The sequence below is a fragment of the Micromonospora sp. DT15 genome (assembly GCF_049841475.1).
Classification (GTDB): domain Bacteria; phylum Actinomycetota; class Actinomycetes; order Mycobacteriales; family Micromonosporaceae; genus Micromonospora.
This window is the reverse complement of sequence record NZ_JBNCKJ010000002.1, coordinates 289,876-308,029: the sequence shown is the minus strand read 5'-3', so window position 1 is coordinate 308,029 and position 18,154 is coordinate 289,876. Positions and strand designations below refer to the sequence as shown.

16 protein-coding genes and 1 riboswitch are annotated in these 18,154 nt (G+C 71.3%); of the genes, 8 read left to right on the top strand and 8 right to left on the bottom strand.

The genetic code is table 11. The annotated features are described in order from the left end of the window. The first annotated feature begins 145 nt into the window (after positions 1 to 145). Positions 146 to 1,162, top strand: coding sequence for an SMP-30/gluconolactonase/LRE family protein (locus ACLQ3F_RS05535; RefSeq protein ID WP_425846734.1), 1,017 nt, complete (start codon positions 146 to 148; stop codon positions 1,160 to 1,162). A gap of 177 nt (positions 1,163 to 1,339) precedes the next feature. On the opposite strand, the gene ACLQ3F_RS05530 is transcribed toward ACLQ3F_RS05535, so the two are convergent. Then, a complete protein-coding gene (locus tag ACLQ3F_RS05530) occupies positions 1,340 to 2,608 on the bottom strand; it encodes a L,D-transpeptidase (RefSeq protein WP_357206067.1) in 1,269 nt (422 codons plus the stop codon). Positions 2,609 to 3,245: 637 nt separating this feature from the next. On the opposite strand from ACLQ3F_RS05530, the gene ACLQ3F_RS05525 reads away from it, so the two are divergent. Together ACLQ3F_RS05525 and ACLQ3F_RS05520 are read left to right on the top strand one after the other, a co-directional pair. Beyond that, positions 3,246 to 4,211, top strand: a complete 966-nt coding sequence (locus ACLQ3F_RS05525) for a sugar phosphate isomerase/epimerase family protein (RefSeq protein WP_425846730.1) — start codon at positions 3,246 to 3,248, stop codon at positions 4,209 to 4,211. Between the two features lie 23 nt (positions 4,212 to 4,234). Further along, positions 4,235 to 6,334 (top strand): PQQ-dependent sugar dehydrogenase, encoded by a 2,100-nt coding sequence (locus ACLQ3F_RS05520; RefSeq protein ID WP_425846728.1) that lies wholly within the window; start codon positions 4,235 to 4,237, stop codon positions 6,332 to 6,334. 118 nt (positions 6,335 to 6,452) lie between these two features. Here the strand turns inward: ACLQ3F_RS05520 and ACLQ3F_RS05515 are convergent, their stop codons facing one another. From ACLQ3F_RS05515 to pdhA, 4 genes are all read right to left on the bottom strand, one after another. Beyond that, positions 6,453 to 8,132, bottom strand: a complete 1,680-nt coding sequence (locus tag ACLQ3F_RS05515; RefSeq protein ID WP_357205061.1) for a right-handed parallel beta-helix repeat-containing protein — start codon at positions 8,130 to 8,132, stop codon at positions 6,453 to 6,455. 244 nt (positions 8,133 to 8,376) lie between these two features. Continuing rightward, complete coding sequence (locus tag ACLQ3F_RS05510) at positions 8,377 to 9,729, bottom strand: dihydrolipoamide acetyltransferase family protein (protein ID WP_425846726.1); 1,353 nt, start codon at positions 9,727 to 9,729, stop codon at positions 8,377 to 8,379. Further along, positions 9,726 to 10,730 (bottom strand): alpha-ketoacid dehydrogenase subunit beta, encoded by a 1,005-nt coding sequence (locus tag ACLQ3F_RS05505; protein ID WP_425847390.1) that lies wholly within the window; start codon positions 10,728 to 10,730, stop codon positions 9,726 to 9,728. The genes ACLQ3F_RS05510 and ACLQ3F_RS05505 overlap by 4 nt, the downstream gene beginning before the upstream one ends. Beyond that, the gene (gene pdhA / locus ACLQ3F_RS05500) at positions 10,727 to 11,893 is read right to left on the bottom strand and encodes a pyruvate dehydrogenase (acetyl-transferring) E1 component subunit alpha (protein WP_425846723.1); all 1,167 of its coding nucleotides are present in this window, start codon (positions 11,891 to 11,893) and stop codon (positions 10,727 to 10,729) included. Before pdhA ends, ACLQ3F_RS05505 begins: the two co-directional genes overlap by 4 nt. 105 nt (positions 11,894 to 11,998) lie before the next feature. Between pdhA and ACLQ3F_RS05495 the strand changes: the two genes are divergently transcribed. Next, on the top strand, positions 11,999 to 12,505 hold the full coding sequence (locus ACLQ3F_RS05495; RefSeq protein WP_425846720.1) for an Lrp/AsnC family transcriptional regulator: 507 nt from the start codon (positions 11,999 to 12,001) through the stop codon (positions 12,503 to 12,505). Positions 12,506 to 12,514: 9 nt separating this feature from the next. On the opposite strand, the gene ACLQ3F_RS05490 is transcribed toward ACLQ3F_RS05495, so the two are convergent. Together ACLQ3F_RS05490 and ACLQ3F_RS05485 are read right to left on the bottom strand one after the other, a co-directional pair. After that, positions 12,515 to 13,486, bottom strand: a complete 972-nt coding sequence (locus ACLQ3F_RS05490) for a DNA polymerase domain-containing protein (RefSeq protein ID WP_425846718.1) — start codon at positions 13,484 to 13,486, stop codon at positions 12,515 to 12,517. A 101-nt stretch (positions 13,487 to 13,587) separates the two neighbouring features. Further along, positions 13,588 to 13,914, bottom strand: a complete 327-nt coding sequence (locus ACLQ3F_RS05485) for a hypothetical protein (protein ID WP_357258247.1) — start codon at positions 13,912 to 13,914, stop codon at positions 13,588 to 13,590. 123 nt (positions 13,915 to 14,037) lie between these two features. Here ACLQ3F_RS05485 and ACLQ3F_RS05480 point away from each other — a divergent pair, with 123 nt between their 5' ends. The 3 genes from ACLQ3F_RS05480 (at position 14,038) to ACLQ3F_RS05470 (ending at position 16,202) form a co-directional block, all read left to right on the top strand. Next, complete coding sequence (locus tag ACLQ3F_RS05480; protein ID WP_425846714.1) at positions 14,038 to 14,769, top strand: histidine phosphatase family protein; 732 nt, start codon at positions 14,038 to 14,040, stop codon at positions 14,767 to 14,769. Beyond that, positions 14,753 to 15,622 carry an NAD(P)H-hydrate dehydratase gene (locus tag ACLQ3F_RS05475; RefSeq protein WP_357258245.1) on the top strand — a complete coding sequence of 290 codons (870 nt, stop codon included), beginning with the start codon at positions 14,753 to 14,755 and terminating at the stop codon, positions 15,620 to 15,622. Before ACLQ3F_RS05480 ends, ACLQ3F_RS05475 begins: the two co-directional genes overlap by 17 nt. 79 nt (positions 15,623 to 15,701) lie before the next feature. Beyond that, positions 15,702 to 16,202 carry a hemerythrin domain-containing protein gene (locus ACLQ3F_RS05470; protein ID WP_357235274.1) on the top strand — a complete coding sequence of 167 codons (501 nt, stop codon included), beginning with the start codon at positions 15,702 to 15,704 and terminating at the stop codon, positions 16,200 to 16,202. A gap of 197 nt (positions 16,203 to 16,399) precedes the next feature. Here the strand turns inward: ACLQ3F_RS05470 and ACLQ3F_RS05465 are convergent, their stop codons facing one another. Further along, the gene (locus ACLQ3F_RS05465; protein ID WP_387354733.1) at positions 16,400 to 16,531 is read right to left on the bottom strand and encodes a hypothetical protein; all 132 of its coding nucleotides are present in this window, start codon (positions 16,529 to 16,531) and stop codon (positions 16,400 to 16,402) included. Between the two features lie 62 nt (positions 16,532 to 16,593). Beyond that, a riboswitch (ZMP/ZTP riboswitch) is annotated at positions 16,594 to 16,683 on the top strand. 20 nt (positions 16,684 to 16,703) lie between these two features. Between ACLQ3F_RS05465 and ACLQ3F_RS05460 the strand changes: the two genes are divergently transcribed. Continuing rightward, on the top strand, positions 16,704 to 18,140 hold the full coding sequence (locus ACLQ3F_RS05460; protein ID WP_425846710.1) for a glycine hydroxymethyltransferase: 1,437 nt from the start codon (positions 16,704 to 16,706) through the stop codon (positions 18,138 to 18,140). The last annotated feature ends 14 nt before the right edge of the window (positions 18,141 to 18,154 follow it).

The window sequence follows — 18,154 nt, the reverse complement described above, 5'->3', positions numbered from 1 at the left end:
CTCCACGGAGTGATTCCGGGTACGCCCAGGGGCATACCCCGAGGTACCCCACCTCCTCCTCGGGGTGGAGTCAGGGGCCTCCCGCGGCGCGCCGCGCGGGCTCGGAACCCGGGGGCCGGCCGGCATCCGGGTGGAGAATAGGTCGATGCTGATCCCCCGGCCCCGGCCGCCCCGGCTGATCCGCCCCGTCCGCGAGCCGGCGACCAGCCCTCCGGCGCTGGCCGGGGCATGGGCCCCCATCGACCGTCGGCTGGACGAGGCCGAGTTGCTCCCCCTCCCCGCGGGCGCCGTCGGCCCCGAGGACGTGCTGGTCGACGGCGCCGGGCGGGTGATCAGTGGCGACGAGGACGGTCGGCTCTGGTGGTGGCCGGTCGACGCGCGGGCCGGCACCACACCCCACCTGCTGGCCGAGACCGGGGGCCGTCCGCTCGGCATTGAGCTGGACCCGTCCGGTGAGGCCCTGGTGGTCTGCGACGCGTACCGCGGGTTGCTGCGGGTCACCCCGGACGGCGCGGTACGCGAACTGACCGGAACGGCACCCCCGGTGCACCTGGCCAACAACGCGACGGTGGGCCGTGACGGCACCATCTACTTCACCGACAGCTCCGACCGGTTTCCGGTCTCGCACTGGAAGCGGGACCTGCTGGAGCACCGTCCCAACGGGCGGGTGCTGGCCCACCATCCGGGCAGCGGCCGCACCGAGGTGGTGACCGATGGGCTGTACTTTCCCAACGGGATCGCGCTGACCCCGGACGAGTCGGCGCTGATGCTGGTGGAGACCAGCACGCACCGTCTGCTGCGGGTCGAGCTCGGCGGCGGTGTGCGGGTCCTCGCCGACCTGCCCGCGTACCCGGACAATCTCGCCTCGGTGGGTGATGGGACGTACTGGATCGCGCTGCCCAGCCCCCGGGTGCCGATCGCCGAACGGCTGCTTCCCCATCCGCGTCTGCGCCAGATCGCCGCCCTGCTGCCCGACGCGATGCAGCCGCAGCCACGCCGCTACGGGCTGGTCGCGCTGGTCGACGACGCGGGAACGGTCCGCCGGACGCTGCACGGTCCGAACGGGCACTACTCGATGATCACCGGGGTACGCCAACACGGCGACCACCTCTGGCTGGGCAGCCTGACCGGTCCCGGAGTGGCCCGCGTACCCCTAACCTGACCCTGCCCTGCACCCCACCACCGCGCCGATCTTGCGTTCCCTGTCGCCGGGTTGCGTGAAATGCCCCTTATGCCGCCGCAGTAAGTGCAAGATCGACGCGGTGGGTGTCCCGTCCCGTCGCCCGGCTACGGGCGACGGGACTACCGTCGTCGTGCGGACCGGCCCCCGTTCTTCCGCTCAGCGGCCGCTGACGGAGGGTGCCGGTGCGGGCGACCCGCCGGCCACCGCGCCCGGGTGCGCCGGGGCGACCGGCGCGGGCTTGAGCCCGGGCGGCACCGGCAGGGCGCTGCCCTTGGCGAACTCGTCCCAGCTCACGTTCCACGCGGTCCAGCCGTTGCCCGGCTGTAGCTCCACCTCGGTGCCCTTGACGGTGACCAGGTCACCGACCTGCGTCACCCCCATCAGCCAGTCGGCCGCGGTGGCGGAGACGTTCGCGCAACCGTGCGAGACGTTGGTGTTGCCCTGGTCCCCCTCCGACCAGGGCGCGGAGTGGATGAACTCGCCGCCCCAGGTGTAGCGCTGGGCGTCGTCGACGTCGACCACGTAGCCACCGTTCGGCTCACCCCGGGTGTCGAAGGTGACCCGCTCGTGCTTTTCCATGATCACCATCTTGCCGCTGGAACTCGGCGTGCTCGGTTTACCCAGGCTCACCGGGATCCGGCGCACCTGCTTGCCGTCGCGCAGGACGGTCATCTGCTTGGTGGCGTTGTCGATCTCCAGCGAGACCTGCCGTCCGATCTTGGAGGTCGCAGTCCGCTCGGCGTCGCCGACCAGCTTCTTTCCGATCGGCAGACCCTCCAGACCGGCCCGGACACTGATGGTGGTCCCGGGCTTCCAGAAATCGGGGGCCCGGTAATAGACCTGGCTTCCATCTTCAAGCCACGACCAGGCACCCGGTTGCGGCGGATTCGTCTTTACGAACAACCGCCGCTGGACATCCGCCCTGGCCTCTTTCGGAATTCCTGGGTCGAAGGCCACCGTTACCGGCATCGCCGTGCCGTACGTCCGATTGCCGTTGAAATAGAGGGTGCTGGTGATCTGCGGCTTGGTCGACTTGGCCATCGTCGTGAACGTGGTGGTGCGGGTGGTGGTGGCACCGGAGTCACCGGTCGCGGTCACCTCCGCGGTGTAGGTCCGTCGCGGTTGCAGCGGGGCGCTCGGCACCCAGCCGGACCCGTCCTCGCGCGGTTCGGCGTTGACCTGCTTGCCCTTGTCGTCAGTGAGCCGTACGCCGGTGACCCGTCCACCCTTGACCACGGTGCCCACCTCGGCGCTGACCGGGACGTCCCGGGCCTTGTCCCCCGGCGTCACGGCGAGTTCCGGTGGGGCGGCGTGCTTCTTGGCCGAGCCGGTCGCCGAACCCCGGTCGACGGTGCACGCACCCAGGACGAGTGGTGCCGCTGCGATGGTTACCGCCAACAGCGTCAATCGCCGCCTAGACGTCATGTTTCAGTCCCCCCGTTTTTCGACTTCCCTCCCCCGCATTCTTGCCCGCTTGACGGGACCATTCGCGGCATTCGGAAATAATTGGCCGCGCATTTATCGACCCATTTTCCAACAATGCTCCGCTTGGCCCAGACAGGGGTTCAACCGACCCGTGTCATGCACTTTGCTCCGCTTGAGCGACGCAACGTCGACTGTCCGGATGGCGAGCGGAGGCGGCGGCACCGTCGACCCGGCTCATGATCGACTCGGCTTCAAGGAAGTTGGGGCATCCCGGCCGTCCCGACACCGCGACTTCCAGGAATCCCACGGGAAGTAGAAGCTCAGGCCCGGTGGCGCACCTCGTGGGCGGACTTTTGTCAGTTGAAGCGAAACTTCCGGCGAACGCGACAAAGCTTTGCCTTCGTCCGGAGGCAAGGGTAAGGTCTGGATCTAGATAGAGGGTTGCCCATTCGTCGATCAACTTGCCGCCACCTCTGCCGGGTCGCCGCGTTCCGCTCCCGATGGGTCCGGGCCGCACCCGCGCCGTCCCTCACCGTCCAGCCGGAGCCCGCCTCCGGCCGGTTCGGCGCGCCCGGCGGACGGCAGTCAGGTCGACCGCCGCCGACGGCGTCCCAGCCGTCAGGAAGGGACCACCACCATGGATCAACAACTCAACCGACCGGGGCCGACACCGGTGTCCGAGCCGGTCAGCCGGCGGGGAGTGCTGCGCGCCGCGACTGTCTCCGCGGCCGCTGTCGGCGCCGCCGGTCTGCTCGGCGGCCCAGCCGTCGCCGCGCCCGCCGCGACCACCGGGCAGGCCCAGGGCCGCCGCCGGGTGCCGGTGGACCGGATCAGCATTCAGCTCTACACGCTGCGTGACCAGCTCGCCGCCGACCTGCCCGGCACCTTGGACGCGCTGCGTCGGATCGGCTACCGGCGAGTGGAGCACGCCGGTTTCGTTGGACGCACCGCCGCACAGTTCCGGGCCGCGCTCGACGAGGCCGGGCTGCGTTCCACCTCCGGTCACGTCGGCATCCCGCAGCCGTTCGACGCGGCCACCTGGGAGCAGGCTCTCGCCGACGCCAACGTAGTGGGCTGCAAGAAGATCGTCCACCCGTACTTCGGTCGGGACGCGAGCGGTCAGCCGATCCGCGACCCCGCCGTCTACCGGGCCCTGGCTCGGGACCTGAACCGCGCCGGTCGCCTCGCCGAACGCGCGGGGCTGGACTTCGGCTACCACAACCACCAGCTCGAGTTCGTGCCGCTGACCGGCGGCTCGACCGGGTTCGACATCCTCAGCTCGCAGACCGATTCCCGGCTGGTGCACTTCGAGCTGGACCTCTACTGGACCTGGCGGGGCGCCCACGACCCGGTCGACGTGATCCGTGCCAACCGCGGCCGGATCCGCCAGGTACACGTCAAGGACCTCGACGTCGAGGGTGGTTTCGCCGACCTCGGCGACGGCGTCATCGATTTCGGCCGCATCTTCGCCCACGAGCGGGAAGCCGGCATCGAGGAGTACATCGTGGAGCGCGACGACGCGGGCACCGCGCCGCGCTCCCCCGCCGACGCACTGGACACCGCTCGCGTCGGCTTCGACTATCTCGCTTCACTTCGGTACTGAAACCACCCCGGGGGACTCACCTGATGAACAGGACCGCATTCGCGTCCGCCCTGCTGTTGGTGACGGCCGGTCTGGCCGTACCACCGTCGGCAGCGTCCGCAGCGCCAGCCGCGCCGCCGGACAGCAGCTTCCAGAAAGTGACACTGAACGACTTCCCGGGCGAGCCGATGAGCCTCGCCGTCCTGCCCGACCTGCGGGTGCTGCACACCTCCCGTACCGGTGAGGTCCGCATCCACGACCCGCGCACCGGGCTGAACACCATCGCCGCCGACATTCCGGTGTACGAGCACGACGAGGAGGGGTTGCAGGGCGTCGCCATCGACCCGAACTTCGCCCAGAACAAGTGGGTGTACCTCTACTACTCGCCGCCGATGGACACGCCGGTGGACGACCCGGCGACTCCCGGCGTCAACGAGGGCGACGCGCCGGAGACCGGCACCGAGGCGGACTGGCAGCGCTTCAAGGGCGCGCTGCGGCTGTCCCGGTTCAAGCTGGACGGGCAGAAGCTGAACCTCGCCAGCGAGCAGCAGATCATCGACGTGCCCACCGACCGGGGCATCTGCTGCCACGTCGGCGGCCAGATCGACTTCGACAGCAAGGGCAACCTGTACCTGTCGACGGGTGACGACACCAACCCGTTCGCCTCCGACGGCTACATCCCGATCGACGAGCGGGCCGACCGCAACCCGGCGTACGACGCCCAGCGCACCTCGGCCAACACCAACGACCTGCGCGGCAAGCTGCTGCGCATCAAGGTCAAGGCCGGTGGTGGTTACACTGTGCCGGCCGGCAACCTGTTCAAGGCCGGCACGGCGCAGACCCGCCCTGAGATCTACGCGATGGGGCTACGCAACGCGTTCCGGTTCTCCGTCGACAAGCGGACCGACGACGTGTACGTGGGCGACTACTCCCCGGACGCGTCCAACCCGAACCCGGAGCGCGGGCCGGCCGGGCACGGCCGGTGGATGCGCGTCGACAAGCCGGCGAACTACGGCTGGCCGTACTGCGTGACGCCGACGATCGCCTACAACGACTACGACTTCGCCACCGGTGAGTCCGGCGCCACATTCAACTGCAAGCGCCCGGTCAACGACTCACCGCACAACACCGGCAAGCGCGTGCTGCCGCCGGTCGAGCAGCCGGAGGTCTGGTACGCGGCCGCACCCTCGGCCGAGTTCCCGCAGCTGGGCTCCGGCGGCATCTCTCCGATGGGCGGCCCGGCGTACGAGTACGACGGGACCAGCACGTCGCGCACCCGCTGGCCGGCTTACTACGACGGGGTGCCGCTGTTCTACGAGTGGTCCCGCGACTACATCAAGGAGTTCCGCCTCGACGAGGACGGCGATGTCGACGACATCCGTCCGGTGGCGCCGTCGCTGGTAGTGGACAACCCGATGGACATGGAGTTCGGCCCGGATGGCGCGCTCTACGTCCTGGAGTACGGCGACGGTTACTTCGCTGAGAACCCGGACGCGCAGCTGTCCCGGATCGACTTCGTGCGGGGCAACCGGACGCCGATCCCGAAGATCAGTGGCACCCCGACCGTTGGGCAGGCCCCGCTGACCGTCGCGTTCTCCAGCGCCGGCACGACCGACCCGGACGGTGACAAGCTCAGCTACGCGTGGGACTTCAACGCGGACGGCTCGGTGGACAGCACCGCTCCGAACGCGAGCTGGACGTTCCCGGAGAACGGCTCGTACACGCCGACGTTGAAGGTCACCGACCGCACCGGACGGTCCGCCTCGGCGTCCCTGCCGCTGGTGGTCGGGCCGACCGCGCCGGTCATCGAGTTCGTCGCCCCGGAGGCCGGGCAGCCGTTCCAGTTCGGGCAGACCGTCGCGTACGAGGTGAAGGTCACCGACGACCTGCCGGTGGACTGCTCCCGGGTGAAGGTCACCTACGTGCTCGGGCACGATGAGCACGGGCACCCGCTGTCCACCTCGACGGGTTGCTCCGGAAGCATCCCCACCTTCCTCGACGGTGGGCACAGCGGCGCTGACAACCTGACCGCGGTGTTCGTCGCGGAGTACACCGACGCCCCGACCGACCCGGGCGTACCCCCGCAGTCCGCTTCGGCGACTGTGGTGCTGGACCCGACCCCGGTTGCCGGTCTGGCCGGCTGATCGGTTTCACCACGACAGTGGCGGGGGCCGGATCCTTCCGGCCGCCGCCGCACGTCGTTCAGCTTCCGGGTCTCGCCGTCGCCATCGCCCTGGCGTCCCGACGGCGACCGACGTCGGGTCAGCTCCAGTCGCTGTCCACGTGGTTGTCCCGCCACCGTCCGCCCACCGGCGGGGTGTCCAGTCGCATGCCCTCGTCGGCGTTGCCGGCCAGGTCGTTGTCCTCGACCCGGCAGTCCACGCAACTGCCCCGCTCGGTGATCCACAGCCCGTGCGTCTGGGTCGGGTTGTCGTGGTTGTCCCACACCCGGTTGCCCCGGATGGTCGCCGAGTCGAACGGCGCGTCGACGGTGATTCCGGCCCGCAGCTTCGGTGCGGCGGCCAGCTCGTATCCGCATCCCGGCGGTGGCACGTCCCCGCTCCACGCGCTGAACGCGTCCGGGCGGACCGGGGCGAGGGTGAGTTCGTCGCCGGTGTTGGAGGCCACCATGGCCACCGCCTTCCCGACCCGCAGGACCTTGCCCCGGTGCCCGTCGTGCGGCCAGTTGGCCGACCGGTCCACCAGGGACCGCTCGCTGTAGCGGACGGCGTCACCGGTACCGCCGGTGCCCTCGCCGTACTGCCGTCCGTTGTTGCGGATCCGGTTGTTGAGCAGCACCGCGTCGGTCATCTGGTGGTCGATCCGGATCGCGTCGAGGCCGTTGCCCCAGAACTCGTTGCTCTCGATCACCACGTCCCGGATCGAGCCGCGGTAGCCGCGCCCGAGGTCGTGCGAGTGATAACCGTACCGGCCGTTGCCGCTGATCCGATTGCCTCGGACGGTGTACGGGCCAGGGCTGTTACCGATACTGACCCCGTCGTACATGTTGCCGTCGATGACGCAGTCGGTGAGCAGCCCACCCCGGCCGGCCACCGACGAGGTGCCCTGCGCCGACACGTCGAACCCGGTCTCCAGGTTTCCGGTCATGGTGCAGGCGGAGACGATCAGGCCGTCGGCGCCCCAGTCGGAGATGCCGAAGCGGTTGCCCTGACTGTGGCAGCCGACGATGCGGTATCCGCGCGGCGGCGCCCAGTAGTCCTTCTGCAGCTCCAGGAAGATCCCGTTGGTGCCGTTGGCCAGGGCGGTGCAGTTGGCGATGGTCAGCCGCTCCACCGCTCCCCAGCCACCGATGCCGATCCCGATGCCGGCACCACCCATCTGCTCGCCGTTGTCCAGTCGGCCACAGCCGACCACCACCACGCCGTCGATCAGCGAGTCCTGGAGGAAGTCGCAGCCCAGCCCGGTGGCGGCGGTGTGGTGGATGTAGAGGTTGCGGAAGACGCCCCGCACCACGTACTGGAGGCCGAGGCCCTTGGCCAGGTAGTTGTACTCGGCCATGGCGACGCCGGAGCCGTCGATCTGGAAGTCGGAGAAGGTGCAGTCGGCGATGTGCCGGTCCCGGTCGGCGCCGTGCTGCACGGTGGTCCAGAAGGCCAACGGGGTGGGGTCGGCCCGGTTGCCCTCGTTGCTGAGCATGAACCGGGTCGCCGCCGGGCCGGCCCCGATCAGCGACACACCGCTGCGCCACACGGTGCCCGCGTCCCGGATCGAGTAGATGCCCGGCGGGCAGTAGATGACCCGGGCCCGTCCGTCCGAGGCGTACCCGGCGCCGAGGCGGTCCACGAGAGCGGCCAGCGCCGGCTGGTCGTTGGTCGCACCGTCACCGGTGAGCCCGTACTCCAGCGCGTCGCAGTACAGCGGCGCGCCGGCCGAGGCGGGCCGTCGTACCCGGACCGAGTTCAACAGCAGCTCGTTCGCCACGGCCACGGCGGGCTCCCTTCGACGCGTTCGGTGCGTTCCGGCGGGGCCGACTTCCCGGTGAGGCCGCCGGGAAACCCCGACCCGATGACGCCGCCGGCCCGATGCCGCCGGCCCGATGACACCGCCGGGGAGGCCTGGACGTGCGCCGGCCCGATGCCGCCGGCCCGATGACACCGCCGGGGAGGCCTGGACGTGCGCCGGCCCCGGCGCCGCACGGGCAGCGCCGGGGCCGAGGGGGTACGCGTCAGACGGCGGCGATCAGCAGCGCCGGTCGCTCCACGCAGTCGGCGACGTGCCGCAGGAAGCCGCCGGCCACCCCGCCGTCGCAGACCCGATGGTCGAAGGTGAGGCTCAGCTGGGTCACCTTGCGGACGGCGAGCTGCCCGTCGACCACCCACGGCTTGTCCACGATCCGCCCGATCCCGAGCAGGGCCGCCTCGGGGTGGTTGATGATCGGCGTGGAGCCGTCGACGCCGAACACCCCGTAGTTGTTCAGGGTGAAGGTGCCACCGGTCAGCCGGGCCGGGGGCAGGCTGCCGGCCCGCGCGGCGGCCGTGGTGGCCGCCAGTTCGGCGGCCAGCTCGGCGGTGGTGAGCCGCTGGGCGTCGCGCATCACCGGCACCAGGAGCCCCCGGTCGGTCTGCGCGGCGATGCCGAGGTGCACCCCGGCGGACTGGACGATGCGCTGCGCCTCGGTGTCGACCCGGGCGTTGAGCTGCGGGAACCGGCGTAGTCCGCTGAGGCAGATCCGGGCCAGCAGGGCCAGGATGCTCACCGGCGCGTCGGGCGTCGCGGCGTTGATCGCGGCGCGGGTCTCCAACAGCCCGGTGGCGTCCACGTCGACCCAGATGGTCACCTCCGGGATCTCCCGCCGGCTGCGGGAGAGCTTGTCGGCGATCACCTTGCGGACGCCGGTCAGCGCGACGATGACGTCGCCGTCCCCGGCCGGGGCCGACCCGACCTGCGGGTCCGGCACGGCGGCGAGCCGGGCGGCGGGCGCGGTCAGCGCGGCCTCCACGTCGGCGCGGCGGATCACACCCCCGGGTCCGGTGCCCCGCACCGTGTCGAGGTCGACGCCGTGCTCACGGGCCAACCGCCGCACTATCGGGGAGATGACCAGGACGGCGGAGGGCGCTGCCGGGTCGCGCGACACGGCACCGGCAGCCGCGCCGGTGCCGCCGGTCGGGCCGGCGTCAGCCGGTTCGGGGGCCACCGCCAGGCGGGGCCGACGCCGACGGCGGGTGGCGGTGCCGTGGCCGGTGCCGTACCCGATCAGCACGTTGCCCGAACCGGCCCGTTCCTCCTCGCGGTAGGTGGCGTGCCCGGCGGGCTCGTCGCCCCCATCCAGCGGCGCGATGGTGATCAACGGCTGGCCGACCGGGCGTACCTCACCGGCCGTGCCGTGCAGGGTGACCACCCGGCCGGCGTACGGGCAGGGCACGTCGACGACGGCTTTGGCGGTCTCCACCTCGACCACGCTCTGGTCGACGGTGACCACGTCACCCACGGCGACCCGCCACTCGACGATCTCGGCCTCGCTCAACCCTTCGCCCAGGTCGGGCAGGAGGAAGACCTGCGTCCGTTCGACGGTGGTCATGCCGCCGCCCAACGCGCGTCCGGCTGGTCGTCCCACTGGAGGCGGGCGACCGCGTCGAGCACCCGGTCCACGCCGGGCAGGTGGGTGTGCTCCAGCATCGGCGCCGGGTAGGGGATGTCCAGCCCGGCGACCCGCAGCACCGGGGCGTGCAGCGCGTGGAAGCAGCGCTCCTGCACCCGGGCGGCGATCTCCGCGCCGACGCCCGCAAAGCCGGGCGCCTCCTGGATCACCACGCACCGGCCGGTACGCCGGACCGAGGCGGTGATGGTCTCGTCGTCGAACGGCACGATGGTGCGTACGTCGATGACCTCCAGGTCCCATCCCTCCTCCCGGGCGGCCTCGGCGGCCTCCAACGCGACCGGCACCGCCGGCCCGTACGCCACCAGGGTGGCGTCGCGTCCGGGCCGGCGCACGACGGCCCGGCCGAACGGCTCGTTGCGGGTCGGCAGGGACGCCTCGGCGCTGGCGAAGTAGAGCTTCTTGGGCTCCATGAAGACCACCGGGTCGGGGTCCTCGATGGCCTCGCGCAGCAGCGAGTACGCGTCGTCGACGGTCGCCGGGGTGACCACCTTCAGTCCAGGGGTGTGCGCGTAGTACGCCTCGGACGAATCGCAGTGGTGCTCGACCCCGCCGATCCCGCCCGCGTACGGCACGCGGATGACGATCGGCACGCTCAGCGCGCCCCGGGTGCGGTTGCGCAGCTTCGCCACGTGGGAGGCGATCTGCTCGAACGCCGGGTACGCGAAAGCGTCGAACTGCATCTCGACCACCGGGCGCAGGCCGGACATGGCCATGCCGACGGCGAAGCCGACGATGCCGGCCTCGGCGAGGGGGGTGTCGAAGCAGCGGTTCTCGCCGAAGCGGGCCTGGAGGCCGTCGGTGATCCGGAAGACGCCGCCGAGCGCGCCGACGTCCTCACCGAAGACGACGACCCGGTCGTCGGCGGCGAGCGCGTCGGCGAGCGCGGTGTTGAGCGCCTTCGCCATGGTGGTGGCCATCAGGCGTCGCCCTCCTCGGCGTGCGCGGCGGCCAGCTCGGCGCGGACCTGCTCACGCTGTTCGACAAGCTGCGGGGTGGGCTCGGCGTAGACGTGGTCGAAGAGGCTCAGCGGATCGACTGTGGGCTGCTCGTTCATCCGGGTCCGCAGGTCCGCCGCGTACGCCTCGGCCTGCTCGGCGATCTCGGCGACGGCCGCGTCGTCGAGCACACCGCGGGCGCGCAGGTAGGTCTCCAGGCGGGCGACCGGGTCCCGGTCCCGCCAGGCGTCGACCTCGGCGCCGTCGCGGTAGCGGCTGGCGTCGTCGGCGTTGGTGTGCGGCTCCATCCGGTAGGTGTGCGCCTCGACCAGGAACGGTCCCTTGCCGGCCCGGGCGTGGGCGACCGCGCGGGTGAGCACGGCGAGCACCGCCACCGGGTCGTTGCCGTCGACCTGCTCACTGGGTACGCCGTAGCCGACGCCCTTGTAAGCCAGCGACGGCGCGGCGGTCTGCCGGGACAGCGGGACGCTGATCGCGTACCTGTTGTTCTGCACGAAGTAGACCACCGGCGCCTTGAACACGGCGGCGAAGTTGATCCCCTCGTGGAAGTCGCCCTCGCTGGTGGCGCCGTCACCGATGAAGGCCAGCGCCACGGTGTCGCGGCCCTGGTACGCCTCGCCGTGCGCCAGGCCGGCGGCGTGCACGCACTGGGTGGCGAGGGGGGTGCACTGGGGCGCGGTGTGCACCTCGGTCGGGTCGTAGCCGCAGTGCCAGTCGCCGCGCAGCAGGGTGAGCACCTCGACCGGGTCGATGCCTCGGGCAACCAGCGCCATCGACTCGCGGTACGTGGGGAAGACCCAGTCGGTGTCGCGGACCGCGAGGACCGCGCCGACCTGGCACGCCTCCTGGCCCCGCGAGGACGGGTAGACGGCCAGCCGACCCTGCTTGGTCAGGGCGGTCGCCTGGGTGTCGAATCGGCGGCCGAGCACCATCCGGCGGTACAGCTCGCGCAGCACCTCGGCGGGTGGTTCGGGGTAGTCGGCGCGGGCGGGCAGCGGCGTGCCGTTCTCGGCGAGCAGGCGGACCGGCTCGGCGTCCGGTAGCAACGAGCGCGCCGGGTCGGGCGGGGTGACCGTTCGACGGGTGCGCGGGGATGCCCTGCGGACCGCCTGGGGAGTGGTCGTCACGGCGGAACCTCCTGGGACGTGTGGTGAGCCTATGCTTCCGCTTGTGGATGATTGACTCAAGATCGACACAGAAGGCGGGACGGTTGGCATGCGGAGGGCGTACCAGTGAGCCAGGAGACCGCCGACGACGCAGGCCGGGGCGCGGGATCGGGACGATCGGCCCGAGCGTTGGACGAGGTCGACCGGCGGATCCTCGACGAGCTGGTCCGCGACGGCCGGACGTCGGTGCGTACCCTCGCCGAGCGGATCCACATCTCCCGCACCAACGCGTACGCGCGGGTGGAGCGGTTGCTGCGCGACGGGGTGATCACCGGATTCCGGGCACAGGTGGCGCCCGAGGCGGCCGGGCTGGGCACGTCGGCGTACATCGCCCTGACCATCGAGCAGAACACCTGGCGGGAGGTGTCGGCCGAGCTGGCCCAGGTGCGCTACATCGAGCACGCCGCGTTACTCGGCGGTGACCACGACGTGCTCGCGCTGGTGCGCGCGCCGGACAACGCCGCGCTGCGCGACGTGGTGCTGGGTCGGGTGCAAAGCATTCCGGGGGTGCTGTCCACCCGCACCTGGCTGGTCTTCGAGGAGTTCGACGGGGTTGGCAGCCCCTGGGCGTGACCGCCGGCCTCAGCGCTCCGGCGGGGCCTCCAGCCCGTCGCGGTCGGCCAACTCCAGCAACGGTTCCAGCGAGTGCCGGTCACCGTCGAGGCCGGCGTGCGGGTCGCCGCGCTCGGCGAACCGGGCCGGCATGCTGAGCACGTCGAAGTCCTCCGGGCGGGCCTTGTCCAGCTCCGACCAGTCCAGCGGCGCGGAGACCAGCGCGGCCGGCGTCGGCCGGATCGAGTACGCCGAGGTCACCGTGTGGTCCCGGGCCATCTGGTTGTAGTCGACGAAGACCGGCCGGTCCCGTTGGTCGCGCCACCAGGTGGTGGTGACCAGGTCCGGCAGCCGGCGCTGCATCTCCCGGCCCAGCGCGAGCACCGCCCGACGGCAGTCACCGAAGCTCCACCGCGGCTCGATCGACAGGTAGACGTGCAGCCCCCGACCGCCGGTGGTCTTCGGGTAGCCGGTCATGCCCAGCTCGGCGAGGAACGCCCGCACCTCGTGCGCCACCGGCACCACCTGCTCGAAGCCGACGCCGGGCATCGGGTCCAGGTCGATGCGCAACTGGTCGGGGCGTTCCACGTCGGCGGCGGTGACCGGCCACGGGTGGAACCGCAGGGTGCCCAGGTTGGCCGCCCAGATGACCACTGCCAACTCGCTCGGCGCGATCTCGTCGGCGGTCCGGCCACTGGGGAACGTGATGTGCGCCGTTCGCACCCACTCGGGCGCGCCGGCCGGCAGCCGCTTCTGGTAGAACGCGTCGCCCCGGTTGGTCTGCCGGGTGGCGATCGTCGCGCCCTCGAAGACACCGCGGGGCCAGCGTTCCAACATGGTCGGCCGGTCCCGCAACGCGCGCAGGATGCCGTCGCCCACCGCCAGGAAGTAGCGGACCACGTCCAGCTTGGTCAGCCCACGCTCCGGGAAGTACGGCTTGTCGGGGCTGGAGACGCGGACCAGCCGCTCCCCCACCTGGATCTCCTCCGCCGCCGTGGCCACGCCCTGAGGGTACGGCGCACAAGCGCCCCGTACAGCCACCGAGCGGACACTGGCGCGGCGCCGACGGAGCGGGGCTTCGACGGCAGCGACGACGCGCTCGCTCAGGTGAGCAGCAGCACGCCGACCACGACCAGTGGCAGCCCGACGAAGAGGAAGACGCCGACCCCGGTGAGCACACGCCCACCGCCGGCCGTCTCCCGCTCCGGCGCGGCACCGAAGGTGGCGCGCGGGCCGAGCATGCCGATCCGACTCATCGTCAGGTCGCCCGTCATGCCGATGAGCCCGCCCACCACAACCAACCCGATGCCCAGCCGAGCGGCGTAGTCACCGCCGGCGACCGCCACCCAGATCATCGCCGCGACCGCGACCAGCGCCCCGACCACCACGAACAACAGGACCGCTTCCCGCAGACCTCGCAAGACAGTCATTCTTGACCCCCGTCACCTGTCCGGCGCACATTGTTTCGCATCACCGGGTCGCGGCGCTGCCCCGAAACCGACAGCCACCACCGGACACGGTTACCGTCGGCGGCGCCCGGGTAGGGGGGCCGCATGGCGGAACTGGCAACCCTCTGGATCGTCCGGCACGGCGAGAGCACCGCGAACGTCGCGGCGACGCACGCCGAGGCGTCGGGCGCGGAGCTGATCGACCTCACCCATCGCGACGCCGACGTGCCGCTGTCCGCGACCGGCGAGGAGCAGGCTCGGGCCACCGGCCGTTGGCTGGCCGAACTGCCGGACGCGAGGCGCCCGGATGTGGCGGTCGTGTCGCCGTACCTGCGCGCGGTGCAGACCTCGCGGCTGGCGCTGGCCGGCACCGACATTCCCGTCCACCGCGACGAGCGGCTGCGCGACCGGGAGCTGGGCATCCTCGACGGGCTGACCGGGCACGGGGTGCGCCGGCGGTACCCGGACGAGGCCGAACGTCGGGAGCGGTTGGGCAAGTTCTACTACCGGCCGCCGGGCGGGGAGTCCTGGACGGATGTGGCGTTGCGGCTGCGGACGCTGCTGGGCGACCTGCGTCGTGACCACGACGGTTGCCGGGTGCTGCTCTTCGGCCACGACGCGCTGGTCTTCCTGCTTCGCTATCTGCTGGAGGGGTTGACCGAGGACGAGCTGATGGCCCTCACCCGGCAGGACGTGATCGCCAACTGTTCGATCACCGAGTGGTCGGCTGACGACGACGGCCGCCTTGCTCTCACCGCCTTCAACGATGTCGCGCACCTGCGTCAGCAGGGCGCCCAGCCGACCAGGGAGGACGAGATCCATGCCGAGCCGGTCTGAGGTGAAGGTGATCACCCCGGCGTTGCTGCGGGACTGGGCACTGCCCGTGCCGGTGGGCGGGAAGGAGAGCCGGGGCACCGTGCTGGTGGTCGGCGGTTCCCGCTTCACGCCGGGCGCGGTGCTGCTCGCCGGAGTGGCCGCCTTGCGCGCCGGTGCCGGGGTGCTCCAGCTCGCCGCCGCGGAGTCCACGGCGGCGGCGCTGAGCATCCAGGTGCCCGAGGCGCTCGTGGTCGGCCTGCCGGAAACCACCGACGGTGCGGTCGCCGCCGACCGGGACGGCCAGCTCGGCGACCTGGTCACGCAGGCCGACGTGGTGGCGATCGGCCCCGGCCTGAAGGCGATCGACGAGACCAACCGTCTGCTGAGCCTGGTCCTGGAGGCGGCCCGCCCGGACACGTCGCTGGTCCTCGACGCGTACGCCCTCGGTGCGCTCAGCCACTCACCGGACCTGCTGGTCGGCTCGGGTCGACCCGTGGTTCTCACCCCCAACGTCACCGAGGCCGAGCACCTGCTCGGGCGGGAGCCGGGCGACGACCTGGACTCCGAGGCGGCCGAGTTGGCCGCCCGGTACGAGGCGGTGGTGTCGCTGTACGGGCACGTGGCCGCACCGGACGGGCGGGGTTGGCGGGAGGAGAGCGGCGACGCCGGGCTGGGCACCTCCGGCAGCGGGGACGTGCTCGCCGGGTTGCTGGCGGGGCTGTTGTCCCGGGGTGCCGACCCGGCGCAGGCGGCCTGCTGGGGCTCGTTCGCGCACTCGGTGAGCGGCCAGCGGCTGATCCCCCGCTACGGCCGGATCGGCTTTCTGGCTCGGGAGCTGCTCGACGAGATCCCCCGCACCCTGGCGATGGTCTGAGGCGGTTTCACCTGTTTCCGCGTTCGGCGTAGGGGTACCGGATCCCCACCAGCCGAGACTCGTCAGGGAGGTCATACCGGTGTCGACCGATGCCATCGTCCTGCTCAAAGAGGACCACAAGGAAATGCGCCGCCTGTTCAAGGCCTTCCAGGACGCCGAGGAGGGGCCGGCGAACCAGCGGCAGAAGTTGGTGGACCAGATCCTGGAGGCACTGACAGTGCACACCTACCTGGAGAACGAGGTGATGTATCCGGAGGTCCGCCGACTGCTGCCCGACCTGGAGGACGACATCCTCGAGTCGTACGAGGAACACCACGTCGCCGATGTGCTCTGCGCCGAGCTGGCCAGCATGGACGCCGACGACGAGCGCTTCAACGCCAAGACGACGGTGCTGATCGAGAACGTCACGCACCACGTCGAGGAGGAAGAGCAGGAGTGGTTCCCCAAGGTCCGCGACGCGTTGGGCCGCAAGCAGCTCCAGGAGATCGGCGAGAAGATGATCGCGCTGCGCGCGGACGCGCCGCGTACCCCCACCGCCCCGAAGGCGATCAAGAAGGCGCTCGATGCGGTGACGGCCTGAGGCACCCGCTCACTCCGAAGGGCCCGGCACAACGCCGGGCCCTTCGTCGTGCCGCCCCGCCCCGGCCCGGCCCGGCCCGGCCCGCGATCTTGCACTTTCTGTTGCCGGTTGGCGATGTCTCGTGCCGTTTTGTCACGACAGAAAGTGCAAGATCGCGGGATGAGGGAGCCGGGGCGGCGCGGGGCGGGGGGCGGGGGTTAGCTGCCTGAGCCTGGTTCGGCCATCCGGCGGTGCTGCTCGGACTTGAGCCGGTCCGGAATGATCTTGCCGGCGGCGGTCTGCACCTTGTTGATCAGCGAGCCGGCGGTGATCGTCTGATCACCCCTCATTACGTTGGCGGGGTCGCCTCCCGGAGGGCGGCCCGAACGGCCAGTAACGGCCCGGTAGGATCCTCCCGGGCCGTTACTGGCGCGTGGGGATGGAGAACCATCGGGGAGCGGCCTCGTCACGTGGACGTTTGCCGAGCGCCTGGGCCTTCCCCGCACGTCTGTTGGAGGTCGCATGTCCCGCAACGCAGAGTCCACCGCATTCCGGAGTGCCCTTGAGGTGATCCGGGCTGTCGAGCCGCGGGTCGCCGACGCCATCGGCGCCGAGCTGGCCGACCAGCGGGAGTCACTCAAGCTGATCGCCAGCGAAAATTACGCCTCCCCGGCGACCCTGCTGGCCATGGGCAACTGGTTCAGCGACAAGTACGCCGAGGGCACCGTCGGCCGCCGCTTCTACGCCGGCTGTCAGAACGTCGACACCGTCGAGGCGCTCGCCGCCGAGCACGCCCAGGAGCTGTTCGGCGCCGCGCACGCGTACGTGCAGCCGCACTCGGGCATCGACGCCAACCTGGTCGCGTTCTGGGCGGTGCTCGCCGACCGGGTGGAGTCCCCCGCCCTGAAGAAGGCCCAGGTCCGCCAGGTCAACGACCTCACCGAGGCCGACTGGTTCGCGCTGCGCCGCGAGCTGGGCAACCAGCGGATGCTCGGCATGTCGCTGGACGCCGGCGGCCACCTCACCCACGGTTTCCGGCCGAACATCTCCGGCAAGATGTTCGACCAGCGCAGTTACGGCACCGACCCGGCGACCGGCCTGATCGACTACGACCGGGTGGCCGAGGCGGCCCGCGAGTTCAAGCCGCTGATCCTGGTGGGCGGCTACTCGGCGTACCCCCGGAAGGTGAACTTCCGGATCCTGCGCGAGATCGCCGACTCGGTCGGCGCGACCTTCATGGTCGACATGGCGCACTTCGCGGGCCTGGTGGCCGGCAAGGTGTTCACCGGCGACTTCGACCCGGTGCCGCACGCGCACATCGTCACGACCACCACCCACAAGTCGTTGCGCGGCCCGCGCGGCGGCATGGTGCTCTGCCAGCCGGAGCTGGCCGACCAGGTGGACCGGGGCTGCCCGATGGTGCTCGGCGGGCCGCTGCCGCACGTGATGGCCGCCAAGGCGGTCGCGCTCGCCGAGGCCCGCCGGCCCGACTTCGCCGACTACGCCCAGCGGATCGTGGACAACTCGCAGGCCCTCGCCGAGGGGCTGTTGCGTCGGGGCGCGAAGCTCGTCACCGGCGGCACCGACAACCACCTGGTGCTGATCGACGTGTCCGGTTACGGGCTCACCGGCCGGCAGGCCGAGCAGGCCCTCCTCGACTCGGGCATCGTCACCAACCGCAACTCGGTTCCGCAGGACCCGAACGGCGCCTGGTACACCTCCGGCATCCGGATCGGCACCCCGGCGCTGACCACCCGGGGCCTGGGCACCGCCGAGATGGACCAGACCGCCGAGCTGATCCACACCGTGCTGACCCAGACCACCGCCGGCGCCAACGCCGACGGCACCCCGTCGAAGGCGAAGTACACGCTGGACGCGGGCCTGGCCGACAAGATCGCCCGCCAGGCCACCGACCTGCTGGCCACGTACCCGCTCTACCCCGGCGTCGACCTGAGCTGACCCGACCGACTCGC